Here is a 20,170-nt window from a genome sequence, read left to right as displayed (position 1 = left end):
ATGTGCTAGATCCGCGAAATGAAACCGAGATTTGCCCTCAACCTGTCGACTGAGGCCGCGAGTCTGCTCCGGCGCGTGCCGGACGGATGGCAAGAAGTGGGGTCGGTGCGCTTCGACGCGCCGGACCTGCCCGAGGCCATGTCCCGGCTGCGTGCCGAGGCAGGCGACCTGTCGGGGGGCGAGGTCGCGACCAAGGTCGTGATCCCGAACAGCCAGATCCTTTTCACCGTGGTGCAGGCTCCGGGGCCGGACCGCACCAGCCGGCGCAACCAGATCCGCGAGGCTCTGGACGGCCTGACGCCCTATGCGGTCAAGGATCTGGTCTATGACTTCGAGACCGCCGGCGACAGCGTGAGCCTTGCCGTGGTCGCGCGCGAGACGCTTGAGGAGGCCGAGGGCTTCGCCGATCAATACGGCTTCAACCCGGTGTGTTTCGTCGCGATCCCCGAGGCGGGGCAGTTCCCGCGCGAGCCGTGGTTCGGCATCATTTCCGCGGCCCAGCGGCGGCTGCCGAAGGGCTCCAAGGTGGAACGCGACGACGAGCCGATCCGGATCCTGATGCCGGAGGCCGCGGCCGTCCCCGCTGCGGCCGTTGCGGAAGCCGAGGACGATATCGCGCCTGCCGAGGCCGAAGCCCCGCACGACCCGGCGCCCGACGCCGACGCCGAGGCACTGCACGACCCGATGCCCGAGGCTCCGCACGACCCGATGCCCGACGCGGAAGCCGAGGCGCTGCATGACGCCTCGCTCGACGCGGATGGGGCCTTGCCGGACCTGCCGGCGGAAGAGGAGCCTGAGGAACCGGCCGGCGCGGAACCGCACCCTCTGCCCGACGAGCCCGAGGAAGCGCCCCCCGCGCAGCCAGAGCCTTTGACGGACTGGGCCGGCCCGACCGACTGGCCGGACGAGGCCGAGCCTGACGTCATTGCGGTGATGCGCGAGCAGGAGGCGGGCCTCTCGGGCCTGACGCCGGAGGAATCCGCACTCGCGCTGCCGGAGCCTGAGCCGGTCGCCCCGGCCGATCCCGTCGTGGACCTGCCGCCACCCGACGAGGCGCCGGCCGCGCCGCCGCTGCCCGAGCCGGAGGAGTCCTTCGTTCCGCCGCCCCTCGTGCGCGCGCCGGAACGTCCCGTGCCCCATGCCCGGGACCTGCCGCCGTTCACCCCGCCCGCTCCGCCCGAGGCCGCGGTCGCGCGTTCCGACATCCCCGAGGCTCCCTATGTCGAGCTCGAGGATGACGAGGTTCCCGACATGCCACCGGGCGCCTTCGCCAGCCGCCGCCTTGCGGCCGAGGCGACGCAGGCTCGGCCCGCGGCCCGACTGACCGCCGATCCCAAGCCGGGACGCCCCGCCGGCCGGCCGGCCGAGCCCGCAGCCACCCGCCTGCCGGGCGGCCGTTCCGCCCTGCCGCGCCCGCCCGCGCCGGTGGCCGCCGAGCCACGCCCGGCGCCGGTCGTCACCGCCCCGGGCATTGCCGGACTGCGCGCGCGCAAGACGGCGGCCCCGCCCCGCGCCACGCCGGTCGCGGCCGAGCAGCCTTCGGGCCGTCCCGCCCCGGCTGCCCCCTTCGGCGGCCTCGGCGGCACGCGGCCGGCGCGTGGAAAGCCGCGCTTCCTCGGCCTGATCCTTACGCTGATCCTGCTGCTCGCGCTGGCCGGAATTGCCGCCTGGTCCTCGTTCTACCTCGCCTCGGGCGATCCGGAGCCCGAGGCCGCGCTGGCCGTGGCGGATGGTTCGGCCGAAGTGCAGGACGAACCGGCGATCGAGGACGAGATGCTCGCCGACCTGCAGGACCCGGCCGACGCCGAGCCGGAGCCTGCCGCGACGGACGAGCCGCCGGACAGCAGCGAACCGGCGGCCGAGGCCGTCCCGGCCGATGCGGCACCGGAGGCCGAAGCCGCGGCCGCGCCCGCCCCGGCAGCCGCGCCGCCAGCGGTGGCCTCGGGCCAGACCGGCCGGGACGCCCCGGCCGAGACCCCGCAGGACGAGATCTTCCTGACCGCGATGGATCAGGCGCCGCCCTCGCTCGACGCGGTGGCGCTTCCGCCACCACCGGTCGCGCCCGATGCCGCGCCGGGGCTGCCGCTGCCGCCCCCGCCGTTCGGCGTCAAATACGAGTTCGGCGAGGATGGGATGATCCGGCCCAGCCCCGAGGGCGTGCTCGCGCCCGGGGAATTCCTGCTGATCGCCGGCAAGCCGCCGATCCTGCCGCCGCGCCGCCCGGGCGCTGAAGCGCCGGCGGCCGCGGCCGCACCCGCGGCTGCCCCGGCGCCGCCGGATCGGCCGGCCCCCGCGCCGGGCTCGATCTTCCCCGGCAGTGCTGCAGCCACGGCGGCGGTGCCGCCCTCGCCCCCGCCAGCCGAGGCCGCCCAACCGCCTGCCCCCGTCGCAGACCCCGCACTGGCCGGCCAACGCCCGAGGGCCCGGCCCGCGCTGCCAGAACAACCGGAGGCGGCCCAGCAGGACGCCGCGGTGCAGGAAGACGGCACGCCGCTCCGGGTGAGCAGCCTGCGCCCGCGGGCACGGCCGAGCGACCCGGAAGCCGAGGCCGCCGTCGCGGACGCGCAGGCTGCGACCCTGATGATGGCCACCGGTCCCGCCCCGCGACCGGACGGGGCGCCTGCCGCCGTCGCGACCTCGAACGGGGCGATCAGCCCGCTGGCGATCTCGGTTTCGCGCAAGCCCGAGGCGCGCCCCAACGATTTCTCGCAGGCGATCGAGGCCGCGGTGGCCGCCGTGGTGCAGACACCCAAGACGCCGGCCGTGGTCGCCGCCATCGCACCGGTTCCGAAGGCGCCCGCCGCCGCCGCGGCGCGGGTCGAACCCGACGAGGAGGACGAGCCCGAGGTTACCGCCGCGCCGCGCATCCCGACGAAGGCCAACGTCGCGCAGAAGGCGACCTATGCCAATGCGATCAACCTGTCGAAGACGAACCTCATCGGGGTCTACGGAACCCCCTCCAGCCGCTACGCGCTGGTGCGCCAGTCGAACGGACGCTATGTGAAGGTTCGGGTCGGCGACCGGATCGACGGCGGCGTGGTGGCCGCCATCTCCTCCAACGAACTGCGCTATCGCAAGGGCAGCAGGATCCTGTCGCTGTCGATGCCGAAGGGCTGACCGCCGCGCCGTCCACCTCCCGGTGGTGAACCGCTGGCGCGACAGCGTGAACCCGCCTGCGGGATGGACAGGCGCCGCCTCCGGACGCTAGCGTGTCACCCCCAGCGCAGGCGAGCCCCGAGCCATGGAAAGCCTTCTTCTGCAGGCCAGCATCTACCTCGGCGCCGCGCTGCTGATCGTGCCGATCGCGGTCAGGGCCGGGCTGGGTTCGGTGCTGGGCTATCTGGCGGCCGGCATCGTCATGGGTCCGGTTCTGGGCCTCGCCGGCGCCGAGACCGAGGACCTGCGCCACTACGCCGAATACGGCGTCGTTCTGATGCTCTTCCTTGTCGGGCTGGAGCTGGAGCCCGCGTCGCTCTGGGCCATGCGCCGCTCGCTGCTGGGGCTTGGCGGGTTGCAGATCGTGCTCACGACGCTGGTCGCGATGCTGGCGCTCGGTGTGCTGGGCCTGTCATGGCCGGAGGCCGCGGTCCTCGGGATGGTGGCGGCGCTGTCCTCGACGGCGATCGTGCTCCAGACCCTGACCGAGCAGCGCATGCTGCGCACGCCCGGCGGCCGCAATGCCTTCGCGGTGCTTCTGGCGCAGGACATCGCCGTGGTGCCGATGCTCGCCCTCGTGCCGCTGCTGCGCCAGTCCCCGGCGGGGGGCGAGGAGTTCCACCCTCCGCCCGGCGGCGCGGCCGAGCCGATCATGGGCTTCCTGCAGTCGCTGCCCGGCTGGGCGGGCGCGCTGGTGACGCTCGCCGTCGTGGCGGGCATCGTGCTGGGCGGGCATTTCCTGACCCGGCCGGTGTTCCGCTATGTCCACGCCTCGCGACTGCCCGAAATGGGCAGCTTCATCGCGCTCTTCACCGTTGTCGGCACCTCGTTCCTGACGATGATGGTGGGCCTTTCGCCCGCGCTCGGCACCTTCCTCGCCGGGGTGGTGCTGGCCAACTCCGAGTTCCGCCATCAGCTCGAGGCGGACATCCGGCCCTACAAGGGCATCCTGCTCGGGCTGTTCTTCATGGCCGTCGGCATGGGCATCGACTTCCGCCTGCTGGCCGAGGATCCCTGGCGCCTGATCGGGCTGACGCTGGGGCTGGTGGCGATCAAGGCGCTGGTTCTGGCCGCGCTTGCGGAAAGCTTCGGGCTTGAGGGGCGCGACCGCTGGCTGCTGACCTTCGGCCTCGCGCAGGCAGGGGAGTTCGGCTTCGTCCTCGTGGCCTATGCCGCGCAGGATTCGATCCTGCCCCGGACCGTCGCACAGGAGGCGCTGATCATCATCAGCCTGTCGATGCTGGTGACGCCGGTGCTGTTCCTGATCGCCAGCTGGCTGACAAGGCTCGGGTCGGAGCCCGCGGCGGCCCATCGCCCCGACGCGATCGACGACAAGGGGCCGGTGATCATCGCGGGCATCGGCCGCTTCGGGCAGGTGGTGAACCGGCTGGTGCGGATGAGCGGCATCCAGACCGTGATCCTCGACCACGACATGACGGCGGTGCAGATCATGCGGCGCTTCGGCGTCAAGGGCTTCTTCGGCGACCCGACGCGGCCCGAACTGCTGCAGGCCGCGGGCCTGTCCGAGGCCGCGGTGCTGGTCGTCGCCGTGGACGACCGCGAGAACGCCATCAGGATCGTCCGCTATGCGCGCCACGTCCGCCCCGACCTGCACATCGTCGCCCGCGCGCGTGACCGGGTGCATGTCTACGAACTGTTCCAGGCAGGGGCGGACGACATCGTGCGCGAGACCTTCGACAGCTCGGTGCGGGCCGGCCGCTATGTGCTGGAGAACATGGGCTTCAGCGAATACGAGGCCGCGCAGCGCTCGCGCACCTATTATCGCGTGGATCGCGCGGCGATGCGGGACCTTGCGGAACTGTGGGTGCCCGGGCAACCGGCCCATCTGAACGAGGCCTATGTTGCCCGGGCGCGCCAGCTCGATACCGACCTCGAGATGGCGCTGATGGAGGAGGCCGCGGAGAGCCGACCGGACCCCGAGGCCGCGGAGTAGCCGCGCGCGCGTCAGCCGGCCGAGACGCCGGCCTCGGCGAAGGTCGCCATGCCCGACAGGCAGGCGACGGCGCCGCGCAGCACGCCGATGGCCAGCACCGCACCGCTCGCCTCGCCCAGCCGCAGGCCGAGCGTCAGCAGCGGTTCCTTGCCCAGCCTCGCCAGCAGCGCCGAATGCGCGCCCTCGGCGCTCGAATGGCCGGCCACGGCATGATCGAGCGCCGAGGGCGAGATCGCGTGCAGAACCGCGGCCGAGGCGGTGCAGATAAAGCCGTCGAGGATCACAGGAATGCGGCCGACGCGCGCGCGGGCGATGGCGCCCGCCATCGCGGCCAGTTCTCGGCCGCCAAGCCGGCGCAGCACCTCGAGCGGATCACCGAGGTGATCGGCGTGCAGCTCCAGCCCCTGCGCCACCACGAGCGTCTTGCCCTCGAGCGCGGCGCCCTCGACGCCGGAGCCCCGGCCGGTCCATTCGCCCGCCGAGCCGCCGAAAAGGCCGGCCGCCACCGCCGCCGCCGCGGTCGTGTTGCCGATCCCCATCTCGCCCACCACGAGCAGGTCGGCCGCGTCGTCCACGGCCTCCCATCCCGCGGCAAGGGCCGCCACCAGTTCCTCCTCGGTCATCGCGGGGGCCTGCGTGAAGTCCTGCGTGGGCCGGTCGAGATCCAGCGCGACCACCGACATCTCGGCGCCCGCCGCCCGGCAAAGCTGGTTGATCGCCGCCCCGCCGGCGCGGAAATTCGCCACCATCTGCACGGTGACATCCGGCGGGAAGGCCGAGACGCCGCGCGCGGCGATGCCGTGGTTGCCGGCGAAGATCACGACCTGCGGCCGTTCCAGCGCCGGGCGGCCGCTGCCCACCCAGCCGGCATACCAGATCGCCAGATCCTCCAGCCGGCCCAGCGATCCCTTCGGTTTGGTGAGCTGGCCGTTCCGCTCGATGGCGGCTGCTTCGGCGGCGGCATCGCGCTGCGGCAGGGCATCGAAGACGGCGCGGAATCCGGCGAGGGTCGTGAACGGGGCCAGCATCGTGGGTCCTTCTGGTTGCCTGGGTAATCCCGCTTCGCTATCGGGAACGCGCGGAAGAGACCAGCGGCAAGGAGCGGACGAGTGAAAGACAGGCTGTCGCATTGGCTGGCGGACGTGCAACTGGCCCTTGCGCTGCTGACGCGGCTGCCGCTGCCTGCCCGGTCCCTGCCCGATCGCGGCGCACGGGCCGCCTGGGCCTGGCCGCTGTCGGGCGTGGCGGTGGGGGGGCTGGCCGCCGCGGTGGCCGTCCTCGCGCTGGGGGTGGGCCTGCCGGCCACGGTGGCCGCGGCCCTCGCCCTCGGGATGCAGGCGCTTGCCACGGGGGCCATGCACGAGGATGGCCTGGCCGACACGGCCGACGGCCTCTGGGGCGGCTGGACGCGCGAGCGGCGGCTGGAGATCATGAAGGACAGCCGTTCGGGCAGCTACGGCGTGGCGGCGCTGGTGCTGGTCGGGCTGGTGCGCTGGTCGGCCCTCGCGGCCGTGCTGGAAGCGGGCAGCTGGGGGGCGGTCGTCGCCGCGGCGGTGCTGTCGCGGGTGCCAATGGTGGTGCTGATGGCGTGGCTGCCCAACGCGCGGGGGGCCGGGCTCTCGCAGTCGCTCGGCCGGCCCGACCGGCGGCAGGCCCTTGTCGCCGCGGGCGTAGGGCTGGGCGTCGCGCTGGCCTTCGGAGGGCCGGAGGCTCTTGTCATGGCTGCAGCCGGCGCCGCGGCGGCGGGCATCCTGGGGCTGGTGGCACAGGCGAAGATCGGCGGGCAGACCGGCGACATCCTCGGCGCCTCGCAGCAGCTGTCGGAAGCGGCCGCGCTGGTCGCAGCGGCAGCCTGACCCGGACATGAAGAAACCGCGGCCGGGGCCGCGGTTTCCTGCCGTTCCAAAAAGGATCAGGCCGCGCGCGACACGAGGACCGCGTCCACCGCCTTCTGCGCCCCCGCCTCGTCCACGCCCGAGACGGCCGCCACTTCGCGGGTCAGGCGCTCGAGCGCGGCTTCATACAGCTGACGCTCGGAATAGGACTGCTCGCGCTGGTCGTCGGTGCGGTGCAGGTCGCGCACCACCTCGGCAATCGACATCAGATCGCCCGAGTTGATCTTCTGCTCGTATTCCTGAGCGCGGCGCGACCACATGGCGCGCTTCACCCGGGCCTTGCCCTTGAGCGTGTCCAGCGCCTTCGTCACCACGTCCGGCGTGGACAGCGAGCGCATGCCCACCTCGGTCGCCTTGTGGGTCGGCACGCGCAGCGTCATCTTGTCCTTCTCGAACGAGATCACGAAGAGTTCGAGGCGGATCCCGGCGATCTCCTGCTCCTCGATCGAGATGATACGGCCGACGCCGTGCGCCGGGTAGACGACGAACTCGTTGGGACGAAACTCGGGCTTCTTCGTTTTGGTCATCCAGTCGCTTCCTCGATGCGGCCGATCGCGCTCCTGCAGACAGACACTTCAACGCCCGGACCATTCCAATCCGGGCGAAGTGAGCGTGCATGTCGTTAGAAATCCCACCTCAGGCGAGCAGCACTGAGGTGGTTGCGTGCGTCCGTGCTTGTTTATGGAAATCTTGTACCACAAAACGCGGCCGATTCCAACTGCGGCGCGCCCTGTCGGTTCCACGAAACCGTTATCAATTTCTTGAAGATGCGGAGGGCGCCGCAGCCGAGGCAAAGCGCCGCAGGGTCAGCCGCCCTCGCCCGGCGCTTCCGAGAAGTGGGTGGCAAGCTTGCCGGGCTGGCCATCGAGCGCGGCGGCGTCGGGCAGCGCGTCCTTCTTGGTCACGATGACCGGCCAGATCTCGGCATACTTGCGGTTCAGCTCCACCCAGGATTCCATGTCCGGCTCGGTATCCGGGCGGATCGCATCGGCCGGGCACTCGGGTTCGCACACGCCGCAGTCGATGCACTCGTCCGGGTGGATGACCAGCATGTTCTCGCCTTCGTAGAAGCAGTCCACCGGGCAGACTTCCACGCAGTCGGTGTATTTGCAGGCGATGCAGTTGTCGGTCACCACGTAGGTCATGGAAGGAACCTTGCTCTCTTGTCTTTGCGGGGTCTGTTAATGCAGCAGGGCGGATCATTCAAGCGGCGAAGCGGCCGCAGGGGGGGCGTCGAGATCGATGTAGAGCCCCGCCGCCTCCTGTGCCGGGCCGCGGCGGGTGCCGAGTGCCGCGACGCGGATCACCCGGATCCGGCCGCCCTGCGGAAAGGTCAGCGTGTCGCCCTCTCCCACGGTCTGGGCGGGCTTGGCAACCCGCTGGCCGTTCAGCCGGACGCGGCCCGCCTCGATCAGCGCCGTGGCAAGGGCGCGCGTCTTGAGGAAGCGCGCCTGCACCAGCCACTTGTCGAGCCGCATCGTCGGGCGGGCAGCCTCTGGCAACCGCCTCAGGTCCGGTCGCGCAGCGCCGCGAGGACGGCGAACGGATTGTCCGGGTCGATCTTCTCGGAGCGCGGCGGGCGCGACTCGAAGGACTTGGGCTGGTTGCGCTCGCCGCCGCGGTCCTTGCTGCGGTCGGGCTTGCCGCCCTTGCCCTTCGGCTTGCCGCCGTGCGGACGCTCGCCCCGGTCGGGGCGGTCGCCCCGCGGCGGACGTGCCTCGGCACCTTCGGCCGGCGCCGCCTCGGTGCGCGGCGCCCGGTCGCTCCGGCCGCGGCCGTCGCCCTGCGGACGCTCGTGCCGGCGCGGACCGCGATCGGCGCGGCGCGGCGCCCAGGTGAAGGTGTAGAAGCTTTCCATCTCCACCGCCACGGGCTCGGCCGCAGCGGAGTCCTCGGCAGGCGCCTCCTCGGCAGCGTTCTCGGCCGCAGCCTCCACCGCGGCTTCGGCCGGAGCCTCGGCCGCCGGGGCCGCCTTGACCTTGGGACGCTCGCCGGGCTCCGCGCGGTAGCCCAGCCCCTGCATCAGCCCGGCGAACTGCTCGAGCGTCATGCCGGTGATCGACAGCATGTCCGGCGTCGCCTCGAACCCCGTCCGGCTGTCCTTGGCGCGCAGCAGGTCCGCCAGACGCTCCAGCATGTCGATGCGGATCGCGCGCTGGCCTGCCGGGTGGTAACCCGCAAGCGTGTAGTGCATCTTCGGCACTTCCGCGATGTGCGGGATGGTGACGAGGCCGGGCGGCGGGCTTTCGGGGAATTCCTGCAGCCCGTTGGCAAGCGACCAGAGCACCAGCCGCAGCCGCGTCGGCGCGGGCTTCAGCAGCAGCGGCAGGAAGATCGTGAACTGCCCGAACCGCACGCCATGCTTGCGCAAGGCGGAGCGCGCCTCCTGGTCGAGCGCCTTCACGTCCTCGGCCACCAGCTCGCGCGGGATCAGGCCAAGGTTCTCGACCAGCCGGAAGGCGAAGCCGCGGGCAAGCCCGGTCAGCGTCTCGTCACGCCCCATCGCCAGCAGGGGCTCGAACTGCGCGGCGACCTTGCGGTCGATGAAGTGCTGCAGCCTGCGGCGCACCTTCTCGGCGACCTCGGGGCCGGCATCCTCGTCCACGAAGGGCTCGACCTGCGGACGCAGCGGCTCGGGTCCGGCCACCAGCTTGCCCACCGCCTGCTCGCCCCACATGAGGCCGCCCTGCTCGGTGAAGTCCATCTCGGTATCGGGCGAGTTGTAGAACCGGTCCGCCCGGAGGTGGAATTCGGGCCGCAGCGCCTGGACGGCCGCCTGCCGCAGCGTGCGCGCCTCATCGGGCGAGTTCGACGCATCCTGACGGAAGCGGAACCCTTCGAGACGGCCGACGAACTCGCCTTCCACCGTCACTTCACCCTTGTCATTGACCTCGGCCACAAGGCTCTCCTTCTGTTTCAACCGGCGCATGAGCACAGAAGTGCGCCGATCGACAAATCTCTGCGTCAGCACGCCATGCAGCGCGTCCGACAGGCGGTCTTCTACCGCGCGAGTCTCCTCGCGCCAATGACTTTCGTCCTCCACCCAGCCGCGTCTCTGCGCCACATAGGTCCAGGTGCGTATGTAGGCGAGCCGCTTGGAGAGGGTGTCGATGTCGCCGGACGGCCGGTCGATCCTTTCGATGGCCCGCGCCAGCCAGTCGTTCGGCACCTTCCCCTCGCAGAGAAAGCCGAAGATCCGCGTCAGAAGCGAGGTATGCTCGGCCGCCGAGATGCTGCGGAAGTCCGGGATCCGGCACACGTCCCACAGCAGCCTGACCTGATGAGGCGAGCGCAGGCGGTCGCGAACCTCGGGCTGGCCTGACAGCGTCTTGAGCGCGTGCAGGTCGTCGGCCTCGCGTGCCCGCATCAACCATTCGTGGCTGGTCGGCTCTTCGAGCGACGCGATCAGCCGTTCGACCGTGCCGAACTCCAGTCGGTCGTTGCGCCATTGCAGGCGCTGGATCGGCGCGAAGCGGTGGTTCTCGATGGCATCCACCACGCCCTCGTCCAGCGGCTCGGCCTCGCCCGTGACGCCGAATGTGCCGGGTTCGGTATGCCGCCCCGCCCTGCCGGCGATCTGTCCCAGCTCGTGCGGGAAAAGATGCCGCATTCGCCGCCCGTCGAATTTCACCGTCGAGGAAAACGCGACATGCTTGATGTCGAGGTTCAAGCCCATGCCGATGGCATCGGTCGCCACGAGGTAATCCACGTCGCCGTTCTGGTAGAGCGCGACCTGGGCATTCCGCGTGCGGGGGCTGAGCGCGCCCATCACCACCGCGCAACCGCCCTTCTGGCGGCGGATGAGTTCCGCGATGGCATAGACGTTGTCGACCGAGAAGCCGACGATGGCGCTGCGCGGCGGCATCCGGCTGATCTTCTTCGACCCCGCCCAGGTCAGGGTGGAGAATCGTTCGCGCCGGAGGAAGGTCACATGCGGCACCAGCGCGGCAATCGCGCCCCGCATCACGTCGGACCCGAGGAACATCGTTTCGACCAGCCCGCGCGCCCTCAGCAGCCGGTCGGTGAAGACATGGCCGCGCTCGGGGTCGCCGCACAGCTGGATCTCGTCCACCGCTACGAAATCGGCGCCGATCTCCTGCGGCATCGCCTCGACGGTGCAGACCCAGTATTGCGTGCGGTCGGGGACGATCCGCTCCTCGCCCGTGACCAGCGCCACGACGGACGGCCCGCGCTGCGCGACGATCCGGTCGTAGATCTCGCGCGCCAGCAGCCGCAGCGGCAGGCCGATCACCCCCGTCCGGTGGCCAAGCATCCGTTCTATGGCGTAATGGGTCTTGCCGGTGTTGGTCGGCCCCAGGACCGCCGTCACCCTTGCGGTCGCGCGCATGAGCCTGCCTTCAGAGTTCCTGTCCGGCCGCCTTGGCTTCCAGCCGTTCCACCGCCTGCTCTACCGCGTCGAGATGCGGATGTATAGCAAGCGCGGCCCGGTAGGCCGCCAGCGCCTGATCCCGGCGCTCCATCTCCTCGAGCATGGTGCCGAGGCCGGTGAGTGCCCCGAAGTGCCGGGGATTGAGCGTCAGGACGCGCGCGATGTCGGCCATCGAGGGGCCGAACTCCCCCGCGCGGAAGAAGGCGGTCGCGCGGGCGTTCCAGCCCTCGGCGAAGTCCGGGGCATGGTCGACCAGCGCGGTCAGATGATCGATGGCAAGCGTGATGTCGCCGGCCTCCATGGCCTTGCGACCCCGCTCCAGCAGCAGGTCGGCCGAGGGCGAGCCGGATTTCGACCATTCCGTCCAGATCTGGCGTTCGATTCGCTTGGCACCCGCGGCATCGGCGTCCTTCAGCCGCGCGAAAAGGTCGTCAAGGCTCGCGCTCTGCGCCAATGCCGCACCGGAACCGAGGACAATCGGAAGAATTGCCCCCACGATAGCGTTGTGAAACGGTCGCCTCGCTTTCATAGTCCGAGTGTAGCGTGGCCATGGCGGAACGCCAGTGTGCCCCGGTCAAGAAAACGGGAACGGAGACAGCCTGGAATGAGCAATGTGATCGACGCCGCGGTGGAGGCTCTGAGCCGCAAGGTCTCGAGCTTTGACGGCAGCGCCAAGTTCATCATCACCGACGAAGGCACGATCATGATGGACACAGAGGGCGTGCGCGCGGGCGACGGCGAGGCCGACGTCGTCATGACCGCCTCGGCCGAGGTGTTCCGGGCGATCCTCGAGGGGGACCTGAACCCGACGATGGCCTTCATGTCCGGGCGTCTCGCGGTCGAAGGCTCGATTCCGATGGCGATGAAGGTGGGCGCTGCTCTGAGTTGACCGAGGCACCGTTTCACGCGGCCATCGCGCGCGGCCCGTCGGGCGTCCGGGCGCAGTGGTTCAGGACACGAGACGGCGTGCGGCTGCGCGCCGTGCTCTGGCCGGGCGGCACGGCGGGAACGGTCCTGCTGTTCTCCGGCCGCACCGAATACGCCGAGAAATATGGACCTGCCGCTGCCGAACTGCACCGGCGCGGATATGCTGCCGCCACGCTGGACTGGCGCGGCCAGGGGCTGTCGGATCGGTCGCTCGATGACCCGCTGGTCGGCCATGTGCTCGACTTCGCCGATTACCAGCACGACGTCGATGCCTTCGTCGCCCTGCTGCGCGCGCAGGGCCTGCCCGAGCCGTTCCATCTGCTTGCCCATTCCATGGGCGGCTGCATCGGGCTGCGCTCGCTGCACGAGGGGCTGCCGGTGCGCTCGGCCTGCTTCTCGGCGCCGATGTGGGGCATCCGGGTGCATTCCGCCCTGCGCCACGTGGCTGGCACCCTCGGCGCGATGGCACGGTTCCTGCGACAGGACCATCGCTACGTGCCGGGCACCGGCACCCGCAGCTATGTGCTGGCCACCGCGTTCGAGACGAACGTCCTGACGCGGGATCGCGAGATGTTCGACTGGATGCAGAACCAGCTGGCGGAAGTTCCGGAACTCGGGCTGGCCGGGCCCAGCCTGCGCTGGCTGGAAGCCGCCTTCGCCGAGACGAGGCGCCTCGCCGCCCTTCCCTCGCCCGATGTTCCCGCGCTCTGCGTGGCGGGTTCGGCCGAGAAGGTGGTGGACCTGATCGCGATGGAGCGGCGGATGCTGGCTTGGCCGCGCGGCACGCTGCAGATCGTGCCCGGCGCCGAGCACGAGGTGATGATGGACCGGCCCGAGGTGCGCCGCGGCTTCTTCGATGCCGCCGCCGATCTGTTCGACGCAAATCGGCAGGCCGGTCCCCGCCCGCCCGGGCGGCTCGCCTCCGTCTGAGGCGTTCCGCGACGGGCACCCCGTCCGCGCAGCGATCCGGAGCGCCGCCGCATGACGGTGGCCGGCAGTTCGGCGACGGCATCGGTCGGCATGCCCCGCCCCGACACGGCAGGGACGCCCAGCGCCGGCGGTGCGGCTTGGCCCGCGCGTCAGATCTGGATCCGGCCGAAGCCCTCGCGCAGGGCGCGCGACCAGGCATCCGACATGGCGCGGAAATTCGCGTCCCCCGCCTCGATCCGCCTGCGAGAGGCGACGCGGCAGGCATCGCGCTCGATCACCGCCAGATCCAGCGGCATGCCCACCGACAGGTTCGAGCGCAGCGTCGAATCCATCGACAGGAGCACCGCCTTCTGCGCGTCCGCCAGCGAGGTCGCGGGCTTCACCACCCGGTCGAGAATCGGCTTGCCATACTTGTGCTCGCCGATCTGCAGGAAGGGCGTGTCCTCGGTCGCCTCGATGAAGTTGCCCTCGGGATAGATCAGGAACATCCGCATCTCGCCGCCGCGCCGCTGGCCGGCGACGATCAGGCTGGCCGAGGCGCCCTGCCGCTGGGCCGAGAGCTTCTCGTCGATGTCGGCGCGCACCTCGCCCAGCATGTTGCCGATGATCTCGGCGACCTTGAGCATGGTCGGCGCCTTCATGATCGAGGTTTCCTCGTCCGCTTCGGGCGAGTTCATGACCTCCTTCAGCCGCGCGATCGTGGTCTGTGTCACCGACAGCGAGCCGGCGGTCAGGATCATGATCACCCGCTCGCCCGGCTCCTCGAAGGTGAACATCTTCTTGTAGACGGCGATGTTGTCGAACCCCGCATTGGTGCGGGTGTCGGACAGGAGCACCATCCCCTCGTTGAGCAGCAGGCCGACGCAGTAGGTCATCTTCTTGTTCCGTATAAGTTCCGCGCGAGCCTATTGCTGCACGGCCTGCACTGCAACCCGCACTTCCAGACGCTCGACGCCGGGGCCGCGGGCGATGCCGCGGATCGGCGCCGCGTCCTGCGCATCGAGACCCGAGCCGAGGCGGATGTAGCGGTCATCCGGACAGCAGCGGTTGGCCGGATCGAACCCGACCCAGCCGAGGCCGCGCACCCAGATCTCGGCCCAGGCGTGGGCCGCCTCGTGCTCGCCTTCCTTGACCGTGAAGAGGTAGCCCGAGACGTAGCGGGCAGGCAGGCCCACCCCCCGCGCGACGGCGATCAGGGCATGCGCCTGATCCTGGCAGACGCCCTTGCCCAGCGCCAGCGCCTCGGCGGCCGTGGTATGGGCTTCCGTCGCACCGGGAACATAGGCGATGGCGTCGGCGACGAGATCGGACAGCCGGTGCGCCAGGTCCAGCGGCTCGGCGATCCCCGCAGCCGAGGCACCCAGAGCCGCCAGCGCCGAATCGGCCTTGGTCGCCGGCGTGCACTGCAGGTAGCACTCGGGCGGGGTGACCTCGCGATGACCGCGCAGCACGCCGGCCTGATCCGAGGTCTCGACCGTGCCGCGGACGGAAACGGCGACCTCGCTCACCGGGCCCGGCACCGTCCAGCCCTGGATCCAGTCGCCCGCGCCGTCGCGGAACGCGCCGCCCGCGATGCCGTCGGTGACCGTGACCGTCCAGTTCACCACGCGCTGTCCGGCGCAGTTCGACGGCATCAGCCGGTGGCTCTGCACCAGCGCACGCGCCGGGCGGTTGTAGCGGTAGCAGGTCACATGATCGACCGTCAGGATCATCGCACGTCTCCGCTGAGGTAGGTCTCGAAGATCACCCCCGACAGGTTCGCGGCCTCGAGGATGAACCGGGTCAGGAACTCGTGCAGGCCCTCCTCGATGATCTGCTCGACGCTCAGGGCCTGAAGCTCGGCCGCCAGCTTCGCCGCCACCTCCTGCGGGCGCGAGCAGCGGCCATAGGCCCGTTCGAGCCGGTTGAGATGGTTGTTGACCCCGTCCATGCATGTGATGAGCGAGCGCGGGCACTGGGCGTTCAGGATCAGGAAGTCGGCGATCTTGCGCGCCGTCACCTCGCCACCATAGGCCCAGTGGAAGGCCCGGTGCGCCGAGGTCGCGCGCAGAAGCGTCGCCCACTGGTAGTTGTCCATGCCCGAGCCCACGAACTCCACCCGCGGCAGCAGGACGTAATACTTCACGTCCATCAGCCGCGCGGTATTGTCCGACCGTTCCAGGTAGTAGCCGAGGTTCAGGAAGTCCCAGCCGTCGTTGCGAAGCTGCGTGGTGTCGATCGAGCCGCGGATGATGGCGGCCTGCTTCATCGCCCAGTCGATCAGCCGCGCGAGGTCAAGCCGGTCGCGCGGGGTCTTCTCCAGCGCGCGCAGTTCCTGATAGGCCGAGTTGATCGCGTCCCAGACCTGCGCGGTCAGCGCCGTGCGCACGATCCGCGCGTTCTCGCGCGCCTTGCCGATGCAGGAGGCGACCGAGGACGGATTGTCCGGGTCGAAGAACAGATAGCTCTCGATGTCGCGCTGATGCGCCTGCCCGTATTTCTGCGCATAGCCCCCGGCCGTGCCCGAGGCCTGCAGCAGGCTGTCCCATTCGTTCCTGTAGCCATGGGCGGAGGGCAGCAGCGACATGCGCGCCCCCACCTCCAGCAGGCGCGCCATCGTCTCGGCGCGCTCCATGTAGCGCGCGATCCAGTACAGGTTGTCGGCGGTCCGGCTCAGCATGTCACGATCACTCCGCCAAAACCCACGTGTCCTTGACGCCCCCGCCCTGCGACGAGTTCACCACCAGCGAGCCCTCGGTCAGCGCCACGCGCGTAAGGCCCCCCGGCACCAGTTCGATCCGCTCGCCCACGAGGCAATAGGGCCGCAGGTCCACGTGGCGCGGAGCGATTCCCTCGTTGACGAAGGTGGGCGAGGTCGAGAGCGCCAGCGTCGGCTGCGCGATGTAGTTGCCGGGATCGGCCTCGATCCGGGCGCGGAAGGCCTCGATCTCCTCGGTCGTGCACTTCGGCCCCACCAGCATGCCGTAGCCGCCCGAGCCGTGGACTTCCTTCACCACCAGCTCCGGCAGGTTCGACAGGACATGCTTCAGGTCGTCCTCGCGCCCGCATTGCCAGGTGGGCACGTTGTTCAGAAGCGGCTCCTCGCCGAGGTAGAAGCGGATCATCTCGGGCACGTAGGTATAGACCGCCTTGTCGTCGGCCACCCCCGCCCCCGGCGCCGAGCAGATCGACACGCCACCCGAGCGGTAGACGTCCATCAGCCCCGGCACGCCCAGCATCGAGTCGGGGCGGAAGCACAGCGGGTCAATGAAGGCATCGTCGATCCGGCGATAGATCACGTCCACCCGCTTCGGACCTTCGGTCGTGCGCATGTAGACGAATTCGCCCTCGACAAAGAGATCCGCCCCCTCGACCAGTTCCACCCCCATCAGGTCCGCAAGGAAGCTGTGCTCGTAATAGGCCGAGTTGAAATGGCCCGGCGTCAGCAGCACCACGGTCGGATCGCCCGCGCATTTGGTCGGCGCGACCGAGGCGAGCGTGCGACGCAGCTTCTCGGGGTAGCTGTCCACCGGCTCGATGCGGTTCTCGCGGAACAGCTCGGGGAACATCCGCATCATGATCTCGCGGTTTTCCAGCATGTAGGACACTCCCGAGGGCGTGCGGCAGTTGTCCTCGAGCACGAAGAATTCCTCGGGCCCCGTTCGCACGAGGTCGATGCCGACCACATGGGAATAGACCCCCTTCGGCGGCACGAAGCCCACCACCGCCTTCTCGTAGGCTGCGTTGCGATAGACGAGGCGCCCCGGGACGCGACCCGCCCGCACGATCTCGCCGCGCCCGTAGACATCGACGAGGAAGGCGTTCAGCGCCCGCGCCCGCTGCTTGATGCCCTTCTCCAGCCGCGCCCATTCGCGCGCCGTGAAGACGCGGGGAAACATGTCGAAGGGGATCAGCCGGTCCGGGTCGCCACCCTCGCCATAGACCGCGAAGGTGATGCCGATGCGGCGGAACAGCGCCTCGGCCTCGGCCTGCTTCATCTCGCGCAGCTCGGCCGGCATGGCGCGAGTCCAGTCCTCGAGCTGCCGGTATGGCGGGCGGACCCTTCCTTTCTCGTACATCTCGTTGAAATAGGTGATCACGCCTCGCCCCCGACCGTTCTTGCGCCGTCCTGCCTCGACTTTAATCAGCCGGATTCGCGTGCGGAAAGGGCGCAGTCCCTGATTGCCGCGGGATCGGACGGCTCTGCCCAAAGAATAGGCGTCGTGTCCGGCTGGCAGGCGTTCCGCGCTGCGCTATTCTCCGCAGCATGTCGCGCGAGCCCCTTCTGACCTTCACCGACCGCGGGATCTGCTGCCCCGAGGGCGGTTTCCACATCGATCCGTGGCGCCCGGTGGAGCGGGCGCTGATCACCCATGGCCATTCCGATCACGCTCGCTTCGGCCACGGCTCCTACCTCGCGACCGAGGGTTCGGCGCCGGTGATCCGCTACCGGCTGGGAGAGATAGACCTTTCCACCATCCGCTACGGCGAGCGCCGCCAGATCGGCGGTGTCACGGTCTCGTTCCACCCTGCAGGCCATGTGCCGGGCTCGGCCCAGATCCGCATCGAGCGCGCGGGCGAGGTCTGGGTGGTCTCGGGCGATTACAAGACGGACGCCGACGGGCTGTCGGAGCCCTTCGAGCCGGTCGCCTGCCATGCCTTCATCTCGGAATGTACCTTCGGCCTGCCGGTGTTCCGATGGAAGCCGCAGGCCGAGATCGCGGGCGACCTCAACACGTGGTGGAGCGAGAACGCCGCTGCGGGCCGGGCCTCGATCATCGGCGCTTACACGCTTGGCAAGGCGCAGCGGATCATGGCCTCGGTCGATCCCTCGATCGGGCCAATCCTGACCCACGGCGCGGTGGAGGCCACGACGGCCGTCCTGCGCGAGCAGGGGCTGCCGCTGCCGCCGACGCTGCACGCAGGCTCCGGCATCGACGGCAAGAGCCACCCCGGCGCGCTGGTGATCGCGCCTCCGTCGGCGCTGGGGACCACCTGGGCCAACCGCTTCGGCCCGGCGGCCGAGGCCTTCGCCTCGGGCTGGATGGCGCTGCGAGGGGTGCGCCGCCGCCGCGGCCTCGCCCGCGGCTTCGTGATGTCCGACCACGCCGACTGGCCGGGTCTGAACGCCGCGATCCGCGCCACCGGGGCCGAGCGCGTCTTCGTCACCCACGGCTACACCGCCATCTTCCGCCGCTGGCTGGAGGAACAGGGCTACGACGCGGGCATCGTCGCGACCGAATACGAGGGCGAAGCCTCGGACGCTGCCGAGGCCGTGGTGGAATGAAGCGCTTCGCCGCCTTGTTCGAGGCACTCGATCGCACCACCAAGACCGGCGAGAAGGTCGCGGCGCTTGCCGCCTATTTCCGCGAGGCGCCGGAGGAGGACCGGGTCTGGACCATCGCGCTGCTCTCCGGCCGGAGGCCGAAGCGGGCGGTAAATGCGACCGAGCTGCGCACATGGGCGGCGGAGGTCGCCGGCCTGCCGGTCTGGCTCACCGAGGAATGCCACCCGATCGTCGGCGACCTCGCCGAGACGATCTCCCTCGTCCTGCCCGAGCCGCGCCATGCGAGCGACCGCACGCTCGACGGCTGGATGCGCGAGTTGCTGGCCCTCACCGGCCGGCCCGCCCCGGTGCGGAGGCAGGCGATCCTCGATGCCTGGGACCAGCTGACCACGCCCGAGCGGTTCCTGTTCAACAAGCTGATCACCGGCGGCTTCCGCATGGGGGTGAGCCAGGGCTTGATGACGCGCGCGCTCGCACAGGCGACGGGTGTCGAGGAAGCCGTGCTCGCCCACCGTCTCATGGGCGACTGGAAGCCCGCCACCACGAGCTTCGAGAGCCTGACCGGTGCGCATGACCCCGAGGCCGACGCCTCGAAACCCTACCCCTTTGCCCTCGCCTCGCCGCTGGAGGCCGAGGCCGACAGCCTCGGCTTACCCGAAGACTGGTTCGCGGAATGGAAGTGGGACGGCATCCGCGGCCAGGTCGTGAACCGCGCCGGGGCCTTCGCGCTCTGGTCGCGCGGCGAGGAGCTGATCACCGACCGCTTCCCCGACCTTGCACCGCTGCGCGACTTCCTGCCCCTGGGCCTCGTAATCGACGCCGAGGTGCTGGCCTGGACCGGCAGCGGCCCGATGCCCTTCGCGGCGCTGCAGAAGCGGATCGGGCGGCTCAACGTGCCGAAGAAGATCCTGGCCGAGGCGCCCGCGCATCTTCTGGCCTACGACCTGCTCGAGGAGGCGGGCGAGGATCTGCGCCCCTCCCCCCTCTCGCACCGCCGCGCGCGGCTCGAGGCAATCCTCGCGGCGCTTCCGGCGGGCGTGCCGATCTCGCCCTCGCCACTGGTCACCTTCGACGCATGGGAGGCACTGGGCGAGGTCCGCCTGACGGCGCGGGAGCGCAACGCCGAAGGGCTGATGCTGAAGCGCCGCGTCTCGCCCTATTTCGTCGGCCGCAAGCGCGGCGACTGGTGGAAGTGGAAGCTCGACCCCTACACGGTCGATGCGGTGATGCTCTACGCCCAGCAGGGCGCGGGACGGCGGGCGACGCTCTTTACCGACTTCACCTTCGCCGTGCGCGACGGCGACGACCTCGTGCCCTTCACCAAAGCCTATTCGGGCCTGACCGACGCCGAGTTCCGCCAGATCACCGACTGGGTGCGCCGGAACACGCTGGAACGTTTCGGCCCCGTCCGGCGCGTCCCGCCGCAGCTGGTGTTCGAACTCGCCTTCGAAGGCATACAGGCCAGCCCGCGCCACAAGTCCGGCATCGCGTTGCGCTTTCCCCGCATGGTGCGCTGGCGGCAGGACAAGCCGGTGGCGGAAATCGACACGCTCGACTCGCTGCGCGAGTTGCTCGCGATCAGCGAGACCCAGTCGCGGGGTTGAAGTCCCGCCCCCGGCGCGCCACCTTGCCACCCGAACAGAGTAAGGAGT

General features: G+C 70.3%; 17 protein-coding genes. 7 read left to right on the top strand and 10 right to left on the bottom strand.

All coding sequences use genetic code 11. The features are described 5' to 3' along the window. Window positions 1–105: 105 nt before the first annotated feature. Window positions 106–3,117: a translation initiation factor 2 gene (locus CK951_RS05830; RefSeq protein WP_232520690.1), complete on the top strand. Its 3,012-nt coding sequence runs from the start codon at window positions 106–108 to the stop codon at window positions 3,115–3,117. A gap of 124 nt (window positions 3,118–3,241) precedes the next feature. Further along, window positions 3,242–5,110 carry a cation:proton antiporter gene (locus tag CK951_RS05825; protein WP_096785259.1) on the top strand — a complete coding sequence of 623 codons (1,869 nt, stop codon included), beginning with the start codon at window positions 3,242–3,244 and terminating at the stop codon, window positions 5,108–5,110. Window positions 5,111–5,121: 11 nt separating this feature from the next. Here CK951_RS05825 and cobT read toward each other — a convergent pair whose 3' ends face one another. Beyond that, window positions 5,122–6,138, bottom strand: coding sequence for a nicotinate-nucleotide--dimethylbenzimidazole phosphoribosyltransferase (gene cobT, locus CK951_RS05820; RefSeq protein WP_096785258.1), 1,017 nt, complete (start codon window positions 6,136–6,138; stop codon window positions 5,122–5,124). 81 nt (window positions 6,139–6,219) lie between these two features. Between cobT and cobS the strand changes: the two genes are divergently transcribed. Then, window positions 6,220–6,966 (top strand): adenosylcobinamide-GDP ribazoletransferase, encoded by a 747-nt coding sequence (gene cobS, locus CK951_RS05815; protein WP_096785257.1) that lies wholly within the window; start codon window positions 6,220–6,222, stop codon window positions 6,964–6,966. Window positions 6,967–7,022: 56 nt separating this feature from the next. Here the strand turns inward: cobS and CK951_RS05810 are convergent, their stop codons facing one another. From CK951_RS05810 to CK951_RS05790, 5 genes are all read right to left on the bottom strand, one after another. Next, window positions 7,023–7,532: a CarD family transcriptional regulator gene (locus tag CK951_RS05810; RefSeq protein WP_002719580.1), complete on the bottom strand. Its 510-nt coding sequence runs from the start codon at window positions 7,530–7,532 to the stop codon at window positions 7,023–7,025. A gap of 279 nt (window positions 7,533–7,811) precedes the next feature. Further along, the gene (gene fdxA, locus CK951_RS05805) at window positions 7,812–8,150 is read right to left on the bottom strand and encodes a ferredoxin FdxA (protein ID WP_096785256.1); all 339 of its coding nucleotides are present in this window, start codon (window positions 8,148–8,150) and stop codon (window positions 7,812–7,814) included. A 54-nt stretch (window positions 8,151–8,204) separates the two neighbouring features. After that, window positions 8,205–8,483, bottom strand: coding sequence for an RNA-binding S4 domain-containing protein (locus CK951_RS05800; RefSeq protein WP_096785255.1), 279 nt, complete (start codon window positions 8,481–8,483; stop codon window positions 8,205–8,207). A gap of 29 nt (window positions 8,484–8,512) precedes the next feature. Beyond that, on the bottom strand, window positions 8,513–11,353 hold the full coding sequence (locus CK951_RS05795) for a helicase-related protein (protein WP_096785254.1): 2,841 nt from the start codon (window positions 11,351–11,353) through the stop codon (window positions 8,513–8,515). Window positions 11,354–11,363: 10 nt separating this feature from the next. After that, the gene (locus CK951_RS05790) at window positions 11,364–11,924 is read right to left on the bottom strand and encodes a tetratricopeptide repeat protein (RefSeq protein ID WP_096785253.1); all 561 of its coding nucleotides are present in this window, start codon (window positions 11,922–11,924) and stop codon (window positions 11,364–11,366) included. A 75-nt stretch (window positions 11,925–11,999) separates the two neighbouring features. Here CK951_RS05790 and CK951_RS05785 point away from each other — a divergent pair, with 75 nt between their 5' ends. Both CK951_RS05785 and CK951_RS05780 read left to right on the top strand, forming a co-directional pair. Then, complete coding sequence (locus tag CK951_RS05785; protein ID WP_096785252.1) at window positions 12,000–12,284, top strand: SCP2 sterol-binding domain-containing protein; 285 nt, start codon at window positions 12,000–12,002, stop codon at window positions 12,282–12,284. Then, the gene (locus CK951_RS05780) at window positions 12,281–13,252 is read left to right on the top strand and encodes an alpha/beta hydrolase (RefSeq protein ID WP_096785251.1); all 972 of its coding nucleotides are present in this window, start codon (window positions 12,281–12,283) and stop codon (window positions 13,250–13,252) included. Before CK951_RS05785 ends, CK951_RS05780 begins: the two co-directional genes overlap by 4 nt. A 149-nt stretch (window positions 13,253–13,401) precedes the next feature. Here the strand turns inward: CK951_RS05780 and CK951_RS05775 are convergent, their stop codons facing one another. From CK951_RS05775 to CK951_RS05760, 4 genes are read right to left on the bottom strand one after another with little or no spacing between them, the layout of a single operon-like run. Further along, the gene (locus CK951_RS05775) at window positions 13,402–14,127 is read right to left on the bottom strand and encodes a proteasome-type protease (protein WP_096785250.1); all 726 of its coding nucleotides are present in this window, start codon (window positions 14,125–14,127) and stop codon (window positions 13,402–13,404) included. A gap of 30 nt (window positions 14,128–14,157) precedes the next feature. Beyond that, the gene (locus tag CK951_RS05770; protein WP_096785249.1) at window positions 14,158–14,964 is read right to left on the bottom strand and encodes a transglutaminase family protein; all 807 of its coding nucleotides are present in this window, start codon (window positions 14,962–14,964) and stop codon (window positions 14,158–14,160) included. Next, window positions 14,961–15,911, bottom strand: coding sequence for an alpha-E domain-containing protein (locus tag CK951_RS05765; RefSeq protein ID WP_096785248.1), 951 nt, complete (start codon window positions 15,909–15,911; stop codon window positions 14,961–14,963). Before CK951_RS05765 ends, CK951_RS05770 begins: the two co-directional genes overlap by 4 nt. 7 nt (window positions 15,912–15,918) lie before the next feature. Continuing rightward, entirely contained in the window at window positions 15,919–17,310 is a 1,392-nt protein-coding gene (locus CK951_RS05760; RefSeq protein WP_198402435.1) for a circularly permuted type 2 ATP-grasp protein, read from the bottom strand. Window positions 17,311–17,498: 188 nt separating this feature from the next. Between CK951_RS05760 and CK951_RS05755 the strand changes: the two genes are divergently transcribed. Both CK951_RS05755 and CK951_RS05750 read left to right on the top strand, forming a co-directional pair. Beyond that, window positions 17,499–18,518, top strand: a complete 1,020-nt coding sequence (locus tag CK951_RS05755; RefSeq protein WP_096785246.1) for a ligase-associated DNA damage response exonuclease — start codon at window positions 17,499–17,501, stop codon at window positions 18,516–18,518. Next, the gene (locus CK951_RS05750) at window positions 18,515–20,122 is read left to right on the top strand and encodes an ATP-dependent DNA ligase (protein ID WP_096785245.1); all 1,608 of its coding nucleotides are present in this window, start codon (window positions 18,515–18,517) and stop codon (window positions 20,120–20,122) included. Before CK951_RS05755 ends, CK951_RS05750 begins: the two co-directional genes overlap by 4 nt. Window positions 20,123–20,170: the final 48 nt, after the last annotated feature.

Source organism: Rhodobacter sp. CZR27 (genome assembly GCF_002407205.1).
Lineage (GTDB): Bacteria > Pseudomonadota > Alphaproteobacteria > Rhodobacterales > Rhodobacteraceae > Cereibacter_A.
The sequence above is the reverse complement of the archived record's forward strand: the minus strand, read 5'-3'. Positions and strand labels throughout refer to the sequence as shown.